Genomic DNA, 14,211 nt, shown 5'->3' on the forward strand with positions numbered 1-14,211 from the left:
TCGGGCTTGGCCGTATGGAAAATACAATAAAAAAACAGACCGTTCCCTTCAGCGAGAACGGCTTCTGGCCATTTCGTCAACTTCCATTCGTCGGCTACTTCACTTTCTCCAACAATCTGGGGACCCCGTCCGAGCGGTTAAGATGGAAAAAAGCGACAAATCTATCGACCGATTCGTTACCGCTTTTTACTTTCTTCATCAGCTTCCGGCTTCGGCTCATCACGTAAACCCGGTGGTTTTCGGAAAAGCCATAGACAAGCCCCGATGTCATCCCATACTCGTCAAACCGGACAATCCTGGAAAACAAAAGCATTCCTTTCTTCAAAGTTTGGCTCATCCCCAAGTCTATGACATTAACAACTTGATTCGTATCCATCCCTTTAAGCTTGAGAATGCAAGCGGACACATCGATATCTTCAATCTCGTAAAGAGCCGTTGCCGATCGCTTCATCGCCTGATACAGTTCGGCTTCCTCTTCATTTGCGGGAGGATGTTTTTCCGCATAGAGGGTGAATGCGCTTGGGCCGGTTACGGTCGTTTCATACACAATGAAGTCTAGGAGCGAATCCCTCTCCTCTTCCTTTTCCAACACGATATCGTTATTTTTCAAAACACCTAACATTTCGGCAGACTTCTTCAAGTCATTAATGCGAGCTATTTCTTTCAAAATCTTTTTATGCAGCTCAAACTGCATTTTCCTGTAACTTTTATACTGGTCCAGTAAATTCATTGTTCGCTGCCTCCTTACTCGGTGTCATTGAAACAATTGTTCGTTTTGTTCAATAAAATGCAGGCATTCATCCATACCGCCATTGTACAAACTCATCCATTGTCCTGTGTGACGTTGCCAATCCGCTTCGCACGTATTGCCTGAAGCATCGTAAAGCGTGATACGCGCCATCGGGAACACGGCATATTTTCCGTCAATCAGCGGTTTAATAAATTGCACGTCGGGGTTGTCCCAGCCGAATTGCTCGTGCAGCCGATACAAATAAATTCGCCCTGCTTTAATTTCAACACGGTGAACAATCTCCCGAAGCCGTTGCGATGCAAAAACAAAGCGGTTGACTGCCGCTTCCAGCCTTGCTTTATCCGATGGGGTCAGCTTTGCAGGTTTGGGACTGCCCGACCAACGGTTATTCATCATTTTTTCTTCGCTCCCTTGGCGGATTCCCGGAATCATCACCTTGCTTGTGCAAAATGACGATACTACTATACAGGTTAATACGGCGATTGTAAACAAATGGGCAGCAGCTTACCTCTCAAACCGGAACCAGCCGAAATCGAAATGGCTGCCGGGCAGAAAAATAAACGTCACCTGCTGCTCCCCGGTCACTTTCTCCAACTCGAACACCCGCTCGGCATACCCGTCCGAGTGCGTGAACTCGACAAGCTGGTTGCTATCGCCATCCGGACCCGCGAAGCGGATATGAATGGTGTTCTTCTCAATAGGGGACCTGCCGTAAACAACCAGCTTCGTTGCTCCCTCATCCGTAAAATCCATCTGCTCGAACACCAGCGACACATTATTCCCGATCCCCTCGACACCACGCTCCGTGACGGCAAACGTATCCCCGTAAATGCGATCGCTTTCTGCAGCGGGATTTTGCTCGAACGCCCGGTTCCTTTTGGCAAAAGAAAATCCCTTGATGTGCACCTTCTTCCGGAGCACAAAACAAATCGACGTAACCCCGCGAAGCCTCTTGGACAAACGGTACGTTTCCTCCTGATACACGTTCCATTTGGAAGGCTTCTGGTAAATCACATCGGCCACCAGCTCGCTGCCTTCTTCGTCCGGCATCCCTTCCCAAATCTGCAGAGCGTACTCTTCGCTTGTCAAAGCGAAAATCGGAATCGTGATCGTATCCGACCCGTACGGCCCGAAGTCGATGTCGCGAAAACCGACCCGGGTTTCACCGTCCCGTGCCGTAGCCACGCCCCGTTCGTTGCCGTTGCCGACCTCGCCTTTGCTGTAATCGTACAGCCCAGCGGAAATGAAACCGTAAGGATCCTTATAGGCCGTGCCGAGACCCGTCGCCTTGAATTCCAGCTGCGAGATGAGCTTCGTCTTGTCCGTGCCGTTCCGGCTTGTGCAGCGAAGCCGGAATTCCCCGTCGCCGAGAGCCGTAACCTTCGCATCGAGACCCGACGCTACGACCTTGGCAATGTTCGAGGCGATCCCCGCGTCGTTCACGACGCTCCATTCCACTTCCCGGTATGACGTATGCTCCGGGTACAGCCGCGCCTGAACGACCATCTCTTTTCGGTTCTCGTCAAAAAGCTGCCCGGACTCGCTGACGATCTCGATCTTGCGGAGAGGAATCTCCTCCGGACTTCCCATGACGCAGGGCAGCTCGCGGTTCCGCATATAGGCGGAAATTCCCGCCAGATCTTCACCCGCCGCGGGCAGCGCCTCAAACTCCGCAGCTTGAGGCTCCATCCCTGCGGAAGATACCTCGATGCGGATCTTTCCGGGCTCCGGCGTCGCCCCGATGATCGCCATCAGCTTGCCGCTGAACAACCTTCGGCTTACCCCTTTATACGGATCGTAGTCGGTGCTGTCCCCGTTATCCAGGCCGATCAGCCGCCCCGCTCCCGTCACCTCGACGCGCACCCGGTTATTCGCATTTTCCACCGGACGGCCGTCTTCATCTTCCATCGCGATTTCCACAAAAATAAGGTCCATGCCGTTCGCGGTCAGCGTTTCTTTATCCGCCTGCAAGCGAATCTTCTTCGCATCTTTAAACGAAGCTCCGGTATCCGTGGCAATCACTTCACCGTTCTCGTCGTAGGCGATCGCTTTGAGCTCCCCCGGTTCGTAGGGAATCTTCCACCAGCCGAGCAGCTGCGTTCCGTGGTTGTGGTCTATATCGTAGGTTCCGACGGTGGAGCCGTTCAGCTGCAGCTCGATCTTCGGCGCATTCGAGCATACCCGCACATCGATCATTTGCCCCGGGTTGAAGTCCCAGTACGGGAAAATATGAACCATCGGCTTCGTCTTATAATCCGTCCACGCCGCCTGGTAGATGTAATACGAATCCTTCTTGAATGTCGCCGTATCGATCTGCCCGAAATACGAGTTTTTCGTATGGTAAGGCGTAGGCTCGCCGATATAGTCGAAGCCCGTCCATAGAAACTGCCCGAGCGAGAACGGCGTATCCCTTTCCGCCAAAATGCACGCCTCCGCCGACTTCGCCCCCCAGCTCGTCGAGCTGTTGCCCAGCGCGGAGCACTGCTCGTCGTCGTCGGCCAAAATCGACCTCTCGAACGGGAAACGATAAATGCCCCGGCTCTGCACGACCGAGGCCGTCTCGCTGCCGTAAATGATCCAGTCCGGATGCTCTTCGTGATGCTTGCGGTAATATTTCTCCGCGTAGTTGTAGCCGGCCACCTTGACGATATCCGCGCATTTCTGGGCGTTCTCCCACGGCATATAGTTCGAGCCGATCGTCACCCGGCCGTTTTCCTTCGGATCGTACTTCCGCACTTCCTCCATCAGCATGCGGGTGATTTCCTGCCCTCTCTCGTCCGCATGCGTATCGTAAATCTCGTTGCCGATACTCCACATGATGAGGCTCGGATGGTTCCGGTCCCGCATCACCCAGCTCTTCACATCGATCAAAGCCCATTCCTTGAAAAATCTCGCGTAATCGTAAGGCGTCTTCGGCCTCTCCCACATGTCAAAAGCTTCCGAGACGACGAGCAGCCCCATCTCGTCCGCCAAATCCATCAGCTCCGGCGCCGGCATATTGTGGGCGGTCCGTATCGCGTTCACGCCCATCTCTTTCAGAATGACAAACCGCCTTCGGAGCGCCTCTTTATTAAATGCGGCTCCGAGTGCTCCCAAATCGTGATGCTCGCAAACGCCGTTCAGCTTCATCTTCCTGCCGTTCAGGCTGAAGCCCATCTCCGGGTCAAGCATGACTTCACGGAACCCGATATTTTGCGTGACCGTTTCGAGAGGTGTCTCTTCCAGGACCGCATCCCGATCGGCGTCGGCGGAAACCAGACGCAGCCCGGTAACGAGCCGGTACAGATTCGGCTCGTCCGGGCTCCACAGCGAGGGGCTTTTCACCTGCAGCGTCTGCCGAAGCTGCGACCGGGGATCGGTTCCCGCAGCAACCTGATCCGAAGCGACGGCAACTTGTGCACCTTTATAGAGGATGGTCTGCGTGATTTGCACGTCGTGATGGATGTTCAGGTCAGTCTCGATTTCGACCTGCCAAACGTCCCCTTCCCGCTTCGTGGAGATATAAATGCCGTCCGTGACGATATGATTGCGGTTTCTCGTCTTCAGCCACACATTTCGGTAAATGCCGGCCCCCGAATACCACCGGCTGTTCGGGCTTTGGTGCACGACTTTCACCAGAATCTCATTTTCCCCTTCCACAACGGCGCCTGTGATCTCATGCTCGAAAGAGGAGTATCCGTATTTCCATTCGCCGACAAACTGACCGTTCACATAGACGGTCGAGTCCATGTACACCCCGTCGAAGTAGAGCAGAACCTGCTCCGCCCCCTCGGCTTTCGCGTATGTAAATCTTTTGCGGTACCAGCCGATGCTGTTTTCGTACAGATTCAGCGTATCGTAGATCAGCCAATCGTGAGGGATATCTATCGGCTCAAAGGTCAAGAAAGCGCAGTCGGTGACATCCAGGCTGCTTTTCGCAAATTCCCAGCCATCGTTAAAGAGGATTTTCTTATTCATGGTTGGTGTGCCCCTTTCCAAACACCCGCGCCACCTCAGCCCTTAAAGCCTCCAGCAAAGGAAAACCCGCACCATGCCCCAAGCTGTCCACGATACCCTCGTAATACCATTTCTGGCTGTCGCGCCCACGCTTGAACTTGTCCCATGCCTTCTCGCCCATCTGCTCCAAATCGCGCCTGATGGTCCGAAGATTATGGAGCTTATCCGCACACGCCACCTGCCGCACCGCCAGCGGAGCCGTCTGCAAAAACTCCAGCGTATGCCGCTTCCGCTCTTCCCAGGGGGCGCTCTTATCCGGCTCGGAGCAGCCTCTCACAATCTCCAGCACACGCGGGCCGAAGTGAGCCTCCAGCTCCTCCTCGGTCACCTCGGTATCCTCAAGCGTATCATGCAGCAGCCCCGCGGCCACGACCTCCTCGGAGCAGCCCGCTTCCACAAGCAGCATGCCCACCGCGAACGGGTGGCTGATGTAAGGGATATCCGTCCCTTTCCGCCTTTGCTTTTCATGCGCTTTCGCCGCAAATTCAATCGCACGATCTATGATTGGCATGGAATACACTTCCCATCGAATGGATTCTATGTTTTATGATTCGACGGGTTACAGATTATTCCTGTTGGATTAGGGGCAAAAAAATAACCCGGGATCCGGGTTGCCTTATGGTAGGGGGGGTTGGGGTTAGGGAGTTGTCTGCAGTTTGTTGCGGATTGGCACAACCCATGTTGGCAATGGTTCAATTTTGTTCTTCAACTTACCATTCGCTGCCTCTAATACGATTTTCCCGTCCAGTGTACTATTGTCAATGACATACAATTCATTTACCAGATCCATATAATCTAACAAATTTTGCAGTGAAGTGTGATGGCGATACATTATATCTTCGCTAGGAATGTAATGGCCTCCATTTCGGACCCGAATGGCAACACGTTCGATATTTAAATTGGGATCCCCCAAGCCAACATAAAACATGGATATCTGAAATTGATTCGCCTTTGCTGCCTGCATAAGCTTTATTGCATACCCACCGGACAAAGTCGTTTCAATGGAAAATTCCCTTTTCGTTTTAATGCATTCTCGTGCTAAACGAATGGCTTCCTTCCCGGCAGAAACCCGAGCTTTTTCCGGTTGTAAAGGGTTAATACGTCTGGCCAATGCATCCGGATCAATATTGACATTAATGCCTATTCGATCAATGATTAGATTGCGAATCGTACTCTTGCCGCTACCATTGTTTCCGGCAAAAACAAACATCGTAGCTTTCGAATCAGACATATCCATCTTTCTTCTCCTCTGGCAGGAACTCCTTCCCGCCATCGGAGTACTCCTTTACCAATTTACCAGTCTCTTCATCTTTGTAAACGACGTAAGTTCCATTGGCCCTGGCATCAATTTTTGCCCTTTCTCCGGTCAGTCTAATGAGCTTCTTTATGTCATCAATCTTTTCCATATCGTACACCTCCGTTTTCATTTAGAATATCATTAATAACCTTTCAGCTTACCTTATGAGCCACATTTCGCATGTCCTTATGATATTTGTTTCACTGTCAGAGTAGTCGGCCAGTTCTTCAAGGGCGGTTTGTGACCTTCCTGCTGACCATAAAACCGCCTTTCGCTATTACCATTATACTACAAATTAAAAAGTTTCTAACGTCAGCGGGTTTATAACCTCGTTACGAACCTTCATGTACGGCAACATACGATCATCCAGTACCTCCGGCTTAATAACAACGCTCCTCTTACAAACCATTTGTCTGCCAAACTTCCCTCAGCGCCGATCGGAACAATTGATCCAGCTTCTGATCTTGATTCCTCACAGCTGCAGGGATTCGGGAAACCGCATCGCTGAAATAGGCGATCTTTTCCTCCAAATATTCGTCGATCGAGTGGATTCGCGGTTCATAATCCATTTCATCGCCGGCCTTTTTGCGGGCAAGCAATTCCCCGATCACTCTCCTGAGCCTGCTTCCTTCCGGCACTAAACCTTCGACCAAAGCATCAAACTCAATCGGCGGCATCGCGTTATGCCTTTCGATCCATTGGGCTTTTTATATATTCAGGCAACATAAAATATCTTTAATCGGTGCAGACCGCGAGGCTTTGTTAAAAATTCATCATTTAATAAAATGCGGAAACTTTTCGGGCGCATTACGAATTTCCCGAGCCAACTGCTCATAAGCTGCCGCTAGTTTAATAGAACGAACTCTTTTGGCGTCATGATCGCGTGGTTCAATAAACCCTTGTTCCCTCCATTGACTTATCTTTTCCCTGATTGAGCGATCCGACAAGCGTAGAAGCTCCCTCATTTCGCTTGTCGTTATTGTATCCTGTTTAAAGGTCAATTGAGCAAAAACCATTCTTTGCTGGGGGTCTAACTTTCGAATCAGTTCCGGTTCGATTTTCGTCATTTGAGCAGATTTCTCCATGACAATGACAGCAGCCTCCTGGAATACCTCTGACAGACCATCGATAAAAAATTCGAGCCACAGAGTCAAATCGGCCTCGTTTCTCCCGAAATAATAATTGTGGTGAAGGCCCAATTGGAGTCTGCGGTAGTATTCTGCCAAATTGCGATCATAGAAATTTTCAAGCACAAATAATCCTTTCAAACCATATCCACCGCGGCGAAGGAGATAGGTCGTTGCCATCCTGGCAGTCCGACCATTCCCATCCATATACGGATGAATCGTCAAAAACTGCCACATAAATATCCCCGCTTTGATCGGAACCGGAATCGAATAAGTTTCCGGAGAGTTAATCCAGGCAACTAAATCTTCCATCAGTAGTGGGACGTCAGTCCATTCGGGGGGCAAGTAGAATCCGGAAGCATTACGACTCCCTACTTGATTTTGTTCTTCCCGATAATCGCTAATACGTGGTCTGCGCCCGTGAGATATTCTAATAATGGCATGCAGCTTCTTAATAAATTCTTCCGTAACCGGCAGTTGCCTTTTTTCTGCTTCATCCAGGTATTCCAAAGCTTTCATTAAATTATAAACTTCCTGTTCCTCATTATTATTGCTATTGCGGTACAGGACTTTTCTTTTCATCGCCTCATCGAGCGTATTTCCTTCGATCTTTGTTGAGAGAATCACCGTCTTTTCCATCGATTCTTTCTTCAGCAAGTCGAGTATTGATGCGGGTAACGGGAGCAAATCAACAACTACACTGGCACGCTGTATATCCATAAGTTTGCGAGCAATGCGATCGGTTATTGAATATTTGGGTATGAACACAAAATCACCATCCTTATTTCTATTATAACATTGCCGCTATTTTGCCGCAAAAACATTCGCCACTCCTGATAATGGCTTGATAGATGCATTCGTAAAAGCCCTCACCTTGTTATTGCAAGATGAGGGCTTGGATCGTGCATGACCTTGATCGTTTCGACACGAGTATCTGGTCGTTTATCATCTGACTATTTGATCACTATGCGCTGATTATCATCTACCAGGACGTAGCCCAGTTCAATCGCTTTCTGAATTCCAAACTTCACCACTTTCTCCAATGCGGTACCGCTTCTGGCGTAGCCCAAAATTTTAACAACTTGTTTGATCAATTCCTCTGGTGGAAGACTGATCTGCGAATCCAAAACTGCTTTAACGGCAGCCGCTACTTCCTCGGGCGGTAGATCTTCTGCCGCACGACGCTGCGATTCCTCGGCTGAAATTCGAAACATTCCGTATTGATGCGGCTGAGTTTCTTCCGGCCAAAAGTATATAATTCCTTCCATTTTCGTTGTTCGAAGCCTCATCCTAGCAAACAAATCGGAAAATCGCTGGTCCAGCTTGGCACCCAACCGTGTAATTCCCCAAGCCTGTAAGATACGCTTAGTTAATAAATTTCGGCTAATGGGTCCCTCTTCTTCGATGACCCTCTTAATTTGTCCTAAGATCAGATCGGTGTAATTCGGCAAATAAAATTGCTCTGCACCGAACGATACGGGATCAAGTATGCATTGCTTGTACAACGGTATGTGCGTAGATTTACTTGACTGGTTGATGTCAACAGGATTCATCTCAGCTAGTGCCTCAAATTTTGCAGAAATAGCAGCTTTCTGATTTAGCTGACTCGGTTCCTTGCTGGCAGGCGGCGTTACGGGTTGAATCTGCGACTTCTTGTCTTTGGCATGCTCAATAGCTTCAACTATATGCCGAACGACATTCTGCCTGTTCTCCCACCAATCCGGGCTCCATACCCTCAGCAGATTCCAACCGAGCTGACGGAGCACCCGTTCCCGTAAAATATCGCGATCACGAGCAGTTTCAGCATTTTCATACATAGGTCCATCGAGAAGAATGCCCACGAGGTATTGGCCTTGATGCTCCGGATCCAGCACGCCAATATCGACGCGATAACCCGATGCCCCTACGTAAAGATCCGTGTCGTATCCGAAAGCTTTTAGTTCGCTGGCCAGGCTACGGTGAAGATGAGAAACGATCGGAATATATCCTACGGCCTGACCGACAGGCAGTGTCTGCTTTCCTTTTTCAGCATAGTCCAGAAACGCTTTTAAGCCCAGCACCCCCTGTGCGCTGATCCGGCTTGCCTGCAGATGATGGGAACGAAGCGTCGAGAAGACTATCATCTCATGTCTGGCTCTGGATACGGCTACGTTCAATCGCCGCCAGCCGCCTTCACGATTCAACGGACCAAAATTAAGACTTACCTTGCCTGAGGCGTCAGGACCATAACCAACCGAAAATAAAATTACGTCCCGTTCATCTCCCTGGACGTTTTCCAGGTTTTTGATAAAAATGGGTTCCGGCAGCTGTGCTAATAACATATCCAGCTCCGCCTCACGCTTACATGCTTCCTCTAACATATCTTCAATAAGCGTCTGCTGAATGGAACTGAAGGTGACAACGCCGATGCTTCGCTCCCGTAATACAGGGTCCTTGATGCGGCGAATCACCTCTGCAACGACAGCCTCGCCTTCGGCCCGGTTCTGTTTCGTACGTCCCCGGTCATAGAAGCCTTCCACAGGGCGCCACGTCACACTTGAAACAGGCTCATCCGGGGACGGGAAGGTCAAAAGCTTGTTCTCGTAATAATGAGCGTTGCTAAATGCAATCAAGCTCTCGTGTCGACTGCGGTAATGCCAGGACAAATGCCGCTCAGGCATCCCTAACGCCAAACAGTCATCCAGAATGCTCTCCATATCCTGCAGTGCCTGATCTTCGTCCTCCGATTCACTATTGCTCTTGGCGAAAAAAGCGGTCGGAGGCAATTGCTTAGGATCACCTACAATCACTGCTTGATTTCCACGTGCTAACGCCCCTACCGCTTGCGCCGTAGGAACCTGCGAGGCTTCGTCAAAGATAACCAGATCAAACTTGGCCCCATTTGGATCGAGATACTGGGCCACCGAGATGGGGCTCATCAACATGCACGGTGTCAGTCTTCGAAGCAAATTCGGAATTTGCTCAAACAATTTGCGGATCGAAATGTTCCTCCCGCCGCTTCGTATCGCTCGCTGTAAAATGCCCGCCTCCGAGCTTTGCGCAGCTTCTTGAGTCATCTGGGGGACCCTCGAGGACAAACGCGCCGCAATCTCTTGCTGCGTTAATTTTGAAAAATGTTCGTCCGTATCTTTAAACCGCTGGATCGTCTCCTCAAACAAATTTCCCGAGAAAGCCATTAAGACTTCGTCACGGGCTATGATGTAATTGGCTATCGACTTATGTAGACCGCGCTCAAAAGCAACAAGAAGCTGTTCGTTGGTTAATTGCCCCCGCTCATACGGAGTAATAAGTGGAAGCAGTCCATTCTCCTCTGCTGCAGAGCGCACTCTGCACCAAGTGCTCCAGTCCCGCAAGCGATCAAGATGTAATGCCCAAAGCTTGGACTTTTCCAACATATAAATATGCCAATCCCCACTTTCAGGCGCGGACCTTAACCGTTCAAATGAAATGTTTAGTAATCGGCGCAGTTCCTCCTCGTCCTCCGTGATTTGAGCATGACGACTCAGCATATTTTTGAAAAACTGAATTTGAGCTTGATCGTGTCGGGCTTGAACCAGCGGCTCCGCCATCTGAATTCTCGCCTGGTTCGCTGCTGCCTGGCTGCCGAGCCCTTGTACTAGCAGCGTCTGCACCTGCATAAGCCAGTCACAAGCTTCAGATATTTCGTCCCAACGACCTTCTCCATCCCCTAACAGCGTTGAGCCTAGGAATGGAGCTACCGTTCCTTTCAAGCCTTTCAGCTTCTGTTCTTCTTCCTGCCAGGTTATAATTTCAATTAGTGCCTCTTTCACTTGATTTTTAGCCAGCGCCTTACCGGATTTCACTAGCCTTTTCATCATTTTATAGATCCGATTTTGACCGCTCCATTTAGGCAGAAACCACTGAAGCTCCAGTTTGTTCCACTCCGCCAATATCATTTTGGCATCGAAATGGGTAAGTTCCGACGAATCGTATCCGGCAAATACGGTCTCCCTGATACGGTCTCGTTTTCTGCCTTGATCGACGGCAGCCCTCAACGCTGTCAAGGGCTCTTCCACCTCTTGTGCTTGGAAAACCGCCACCTTGAGGTCAGGGACGCGAGTAGCAAGCTCGGCTAATTGAGCAAGCACCTGCATATTCTTGTAGTTCAAAGGGAGCCCGGCCATTCCAAACCATTCCGCCGCTTTATTTGCGGTCGTCCGAAGATTGGCGAGCTCCGGAATGTACCTGTTCAGCAGTGTCTCGACCTGGCTTCTTACAGCTTGTGAATACGATGTAAGACCGGAGTCGCTCCAAGGATGAAGGTAGGGGTTTCCGCACTGCGCACCGGCCACTTGAATCTGTGCCGTAAGATCCCTCCAGGCTACGATCTGCTCAGGAGTTAATTTATCAAGGCTCGCATCATCGAATCGGACAACAACCGGCCCTTCACTGGCTTTCTCAAACCCGGTTATGGCGTCATACAAACTCAGTCCGAAGTGATGCTTGCGATGAAGAGCATCCACATAGCTATTCAGCCTGCTTCGCAATTGAAACAAACGCTCAGCTTGGCTGTTCCATGTCTCCGAAGGTGGAACCCGTCTGGCTTCGATGGCTGCTGCTAATTGATCAAGCACCGACTTTTTCGTACTTTTGTTAGAATGCAGCTCCAGGCAAAATGAGCCTAGACCAATCTGCTCCAGCCTGCGCTGCACAACGGAAAGGGCCGCCATCTTCTCAGCTACAAACAGCACTCTCTTCCCTTCTGCCAGTGCACCCGCAATCATGTTGGTAATGGTTTGACTCTTACCGGTCCCAGGCGGGCCATGAAGAACAAAGCTCTGTCCGCTCGCGGCGGCACGTATAGCCGATAACTGCGAGGAATCCGCGCTAATTGGCATGGCGAGGCTTGAAGGATGATCTTCATCAAGCTTTCTCTCTGTTTCGCCGGCTTGCTCCTGCCACTTGAGACTTCCTTCCATAAGGCTTGCCACAACCTTATTCTCGGCTAATTGATCCGCTCGCGTACGGATATCGTTCCACATTACAAATTGGCCGAAAGAAAATAACCCCAGATACGCGGTCTCTTCGACATCCCAACGAGAAACATGAATAAGGGCATGCCGAATCACATTGAAAACTTGTTTGAGTGCAATCCCCTTGTCCTCTCTTGGCAGCGGATCAAGGCCATCTATGCCGATACCGAAATCCTGCTTCAGCATTTCAAGAAGTGTAATATTCATCTGTGGTTCTTCATCCCGCGCCCGAATCACATACCCAAGACGAGAAGATTTACGCAAAATATCGACAGGAATTAATACCAACGGCGCATAACGAGGCTTCTCGCTTACCGGCGATTCATACCATTTCAACAAACCAAGTGCAAGATAGAGTGTGTTTGCGCCGTTCTCTTCGAGCGAGCTTTTCGCCGAACGATAAAGATGTACGATTCTGCGTTCCAATTCCATCGCATTCAAGTCGACGCGCAGACGTTTCCGTTTAAATTCCTCCCGCAGCAATTGAGCCAGCGGGTGATCGCTGTAAATACCCTGATACAAGCTGGCGTTGCGTCCGTTATCCTGCCAATCGCTTGGCTTCGCCAGCATTTGGAACTCTTCTCCCTCTGCAAGCGCATCTTCCAGATCCCCTAATTGAGCCGTTATCAAAGGGATACTTGATTTTGAAAGACGAAAGTTAAGAAGCGAATTACGTAAAGTCAAATCTAGGAGTCGGCGTTCCCACTGCTTCTGTCTGGTTATTTGCGGTAGGGAGTCTACTTCAAGCGGCTTTTCAAGCACGTCTAACAGTTCCGGTACTGACGCATTTTCAGCCTGTACAGATTCAGACAGCTCGATCACCCATCCGTCAGTCGTCGTCGTTCGCAACGGCAAAGGCCGTATTGCGGCTGCACGCGCCCGGCGTATATCGACCAAACAATCAAATTGATCCGGGTCTTGCAAATGTGCTGCCGCCAGTGCAGAGGCTTGATCGAAGCTTATAGACTTTCCTTCTGTATAGGCTGTTGATTCTACCACGCAGATCTCGTTAATGCCCGCAGCAAGCCTCTTGGTTAATACGGATATGTCATCCTGAACACTTTCTGAGAACGTCTCTTCCTCTAACCAGACCCCCGCAAAAGCGTGCCCTTGGGTAAATACTAGTAGCGGATGCAGACCGATAGCTTCCAAGCAGGCTGCGTATAATAAAGACAAATCCAGGCAGTTCCCCATTCGATGGGTGAAAATCGTTTCCGGAAGCCGAACACGCTGGCCGACGAGTTCAAAGCTTGGAGGAGCCACACAATATGTAATACCTTTTTGTTGCAGAGCTGCATAAATCGCAGCAGCTTGCATGCGTACCCGGTTAGGGTCCTTACTTTGATAAGCCGTAAATGAAGGGTTTCCGCTCCATTTTCCTAAAATGTCAGCGGCTTCGCGAACAACTTGGGAGACGTGCGGGTGATTCGGTGTCACGAAGGCGGCTGTCATTTCGGGCAGAATGGAAAGCCCGCTCCACTCATCAAAAGCAAGAACGGCGATCGATCCCCGTTCCTGCAGCAGTTCCGTTTCACCTTGAGTTACGCTTAAAGTCAAGATGCCGGTGATGCGCTCCGATAATTGTCCAAGAAACGTAGAAGACATTTGCAATGGAATCGCACCAAGATCGAGTGATTGCCCAGCAGGTAGAACGTCATAAACCTTACTCCACTCATAGACAAACTCCGGCTCCGAGGTTAATCTAACCGTGACGCCTCGAATCTCCTCTTCTGTCGCATTCGTGATTGCGATACCTTTCACAAGAGGTACCTGATTTTGTTGCATGCCGTAATTGACCGTCTCACTATATGACCATTCGCAGCGTATCGCTTTGTCCAATGTTGTAACCTCCAGTCCTCTTTGTTCTCTAGTTCTCTTCACCTGCCGAATTTCCAATTAGTACTATAATAACACTAAAACCCGCGTATTTCTGCGGTTTTCGACAGGGAATTTTGCAGAAATAGGAAAATCACCCCTGCTGCCTAAGAGAGTATCCAATTTGGGTCAGGACCGAGAATATAGCAAAAGGTGCGCCGCTTTAATCAC

Annotated in this window: 9 protein-coding genes; all 9 read right to left on the minus strand. The window is 50.0% G+C overall.

The window, feature by feature from the left end:
* Positions 1-94: 94 nt before the first annotated feature.
* The 9 genes from MYS68_RS25985 to MYS68_RS26025 all read right to left on the minus strand — a co-directional run bounded on the left by MYS68_RS25985 (position 95) and on the right by MYS68_RS26025 (position 14,004).
* Positions 95-730: a DUF7986 domain-containing protein gene (locus MYS68_RS25985; protein ID WP_248928632.1), complete on the minus strand. Its 636-nt coding sequence runs from the start codon at positions 728-730 to the stop codon at positions 95-97.
* 24 nt (positions 731-754) lie between these two features.
* The gene (locus MYS68_RS25990; RefSeq protein ID WP_248928633.1) at positions 755-1,147 is read right to left on the minus strand and encodes a hypothetical protein; all 393 of its coding nucleotides are present in this window, start codon (positions 1,145-1,147) and stop codon (positions 755-757) included.
* Between the two features lie 108 nt (positions 1,148-1,255).
* Positions 1,256-4,708: a glycoside hydrolase family 2 TIM barrel-domain containing protein gene (locus MYS68_RS25995; RefSeq protein ID WP_248928634.1), complete on the minus strand. Its 3,453-nt coding sequence runs from the start codon at positions 4,706-4,708 to the stop codon at positions 1,256-1,258.
* Positions 4,701-5,258 carry an HD domain-containing protein gene (locus MYS68_RS26000; protein ID WP_248928635.1) on the minus strand — a complete coding sequence of 186 codons (558 nt, stop codon included), beginning with the start codon at positions 5,256-5,258 and terminating at the stop codon, positions 4,701-4,703. The genes MYS68_RS25995 and MYS68_RS26000 overlap by 8 nt, the downstream gene beginning before the upstream one ends.
* Positions 5,259-5,384: 126 nt before the next feature.
* Entirely contained in the window at positions 5,385-5,984 is a 600-nt protein-coding gene (locus tag MYS68_RS26005; protein ID WP_420852161.1) for an ATPase, read from the minus strand.
* The gene (locus MYS68_RS26010) at positions 5,971-6,153 is read right to left on the minus strand and encodes a hypothetical protein (protein ID WP_248928636.1); all 183 of its coding nucleotides are present in this window, start codon (positions 6,151-6,153) and stop codon (positions 5,971-5,973) included. The genes MYS68_RS26005 and MYS68_RS26010 overlap by 14 nt, the downstream gene beginning before the upstream one ends.
* A 289-nt stretch (positions 6,154-6,442) precedes the next feature.
* Positions 6,443-6,739: a DNA polymerase beta superfamily protein gene (locus MYS68_RS26015; RefSeq protein WP_338043676.1), complete on the minus strand. Its 297-nt coding sequence runs from the start codon at positions 6,737-6,739 to the stop codon at positions 6,443-6,445.
* A gap of 78 nt (positions 6,740-6,817) precedes the next feature.
* Entirely contained in the window at positions 6,818-7,939 is a 1,122-nt protein-coding gene (locus MYS68_RS26020; protein ID WP_248928638.1) for a Fic family protein, read from the minus strand.
* A 185-nt stretch (positions 7,940-8,124) separates the two neighbouring features.
* Positions 8,125-14,004: a DUF3320 domain-containing protein gene (locus MYS68_RS26025; RefSeq protein WP_248928639.1), complete on the minus strand. Its 5,880-nt coding sequence runs from the start codon at positions 14,002-14,004 to the stop codon at positions 8,125-8,127.
* Positions 14,005-14,211 lie beyond the last annotated feature (207 nt).

The sequence above is a fragment of the Paenibacillus hamazuiensis genome, assembly GCF_023276405.1.
GTDB classification, from domain to species: domain Bacteria; phylum Bacillota; class Bacilli; order Paenibacillales; family NBRC-103111; genus Paenibacillus_AF; species Paenibacillus_AF hamazuiensis.

Coding starts and splice junctions, on each gene's coding strand:
- MYS68_RS25985 (WP_248928632.1), bottom strand. CDS start 730: ATGAATTTACTGGACCAGTATAAAAGTTACAGGAAAATGCAGTTTGAG.
- MYS68_RS25990 (WP_248928633.1), bottom strand. CDS start 1,147: ATGATGAATAACCGTTGGTCGGGCAGTCCCAAACCTGCAAAGCTGACC.
- MYS68_RS25995 (WP_248928634.1), bottom strand. CDS start 4,708: ATGAATAAGAAAATCCTCTTTAACGATGGCTGGGAATTTGCGAAAAGC.
- MYS68_RS26000 (WP_248928635.1), bottom strand. CDS start 5,258: ATGCCAATCATAGATCGTGCGATTGAATTTGCGGCGAAAGCGCATGAA.
- MYS68_RS26005 (WP_420852161.1), bottom strand. CDS start 5,984: ATGGATATGTCTGATTCGAAAGCTACGATGTTTGTTTTTGCCGGAAAC.
- MYS68_RS26010 (WP_248928636.1), bottom strand. CDS start 6,153: ATGGAAAAGATTGATGACATAAAGAAGCTCATTAGACTGACCGGAGAA.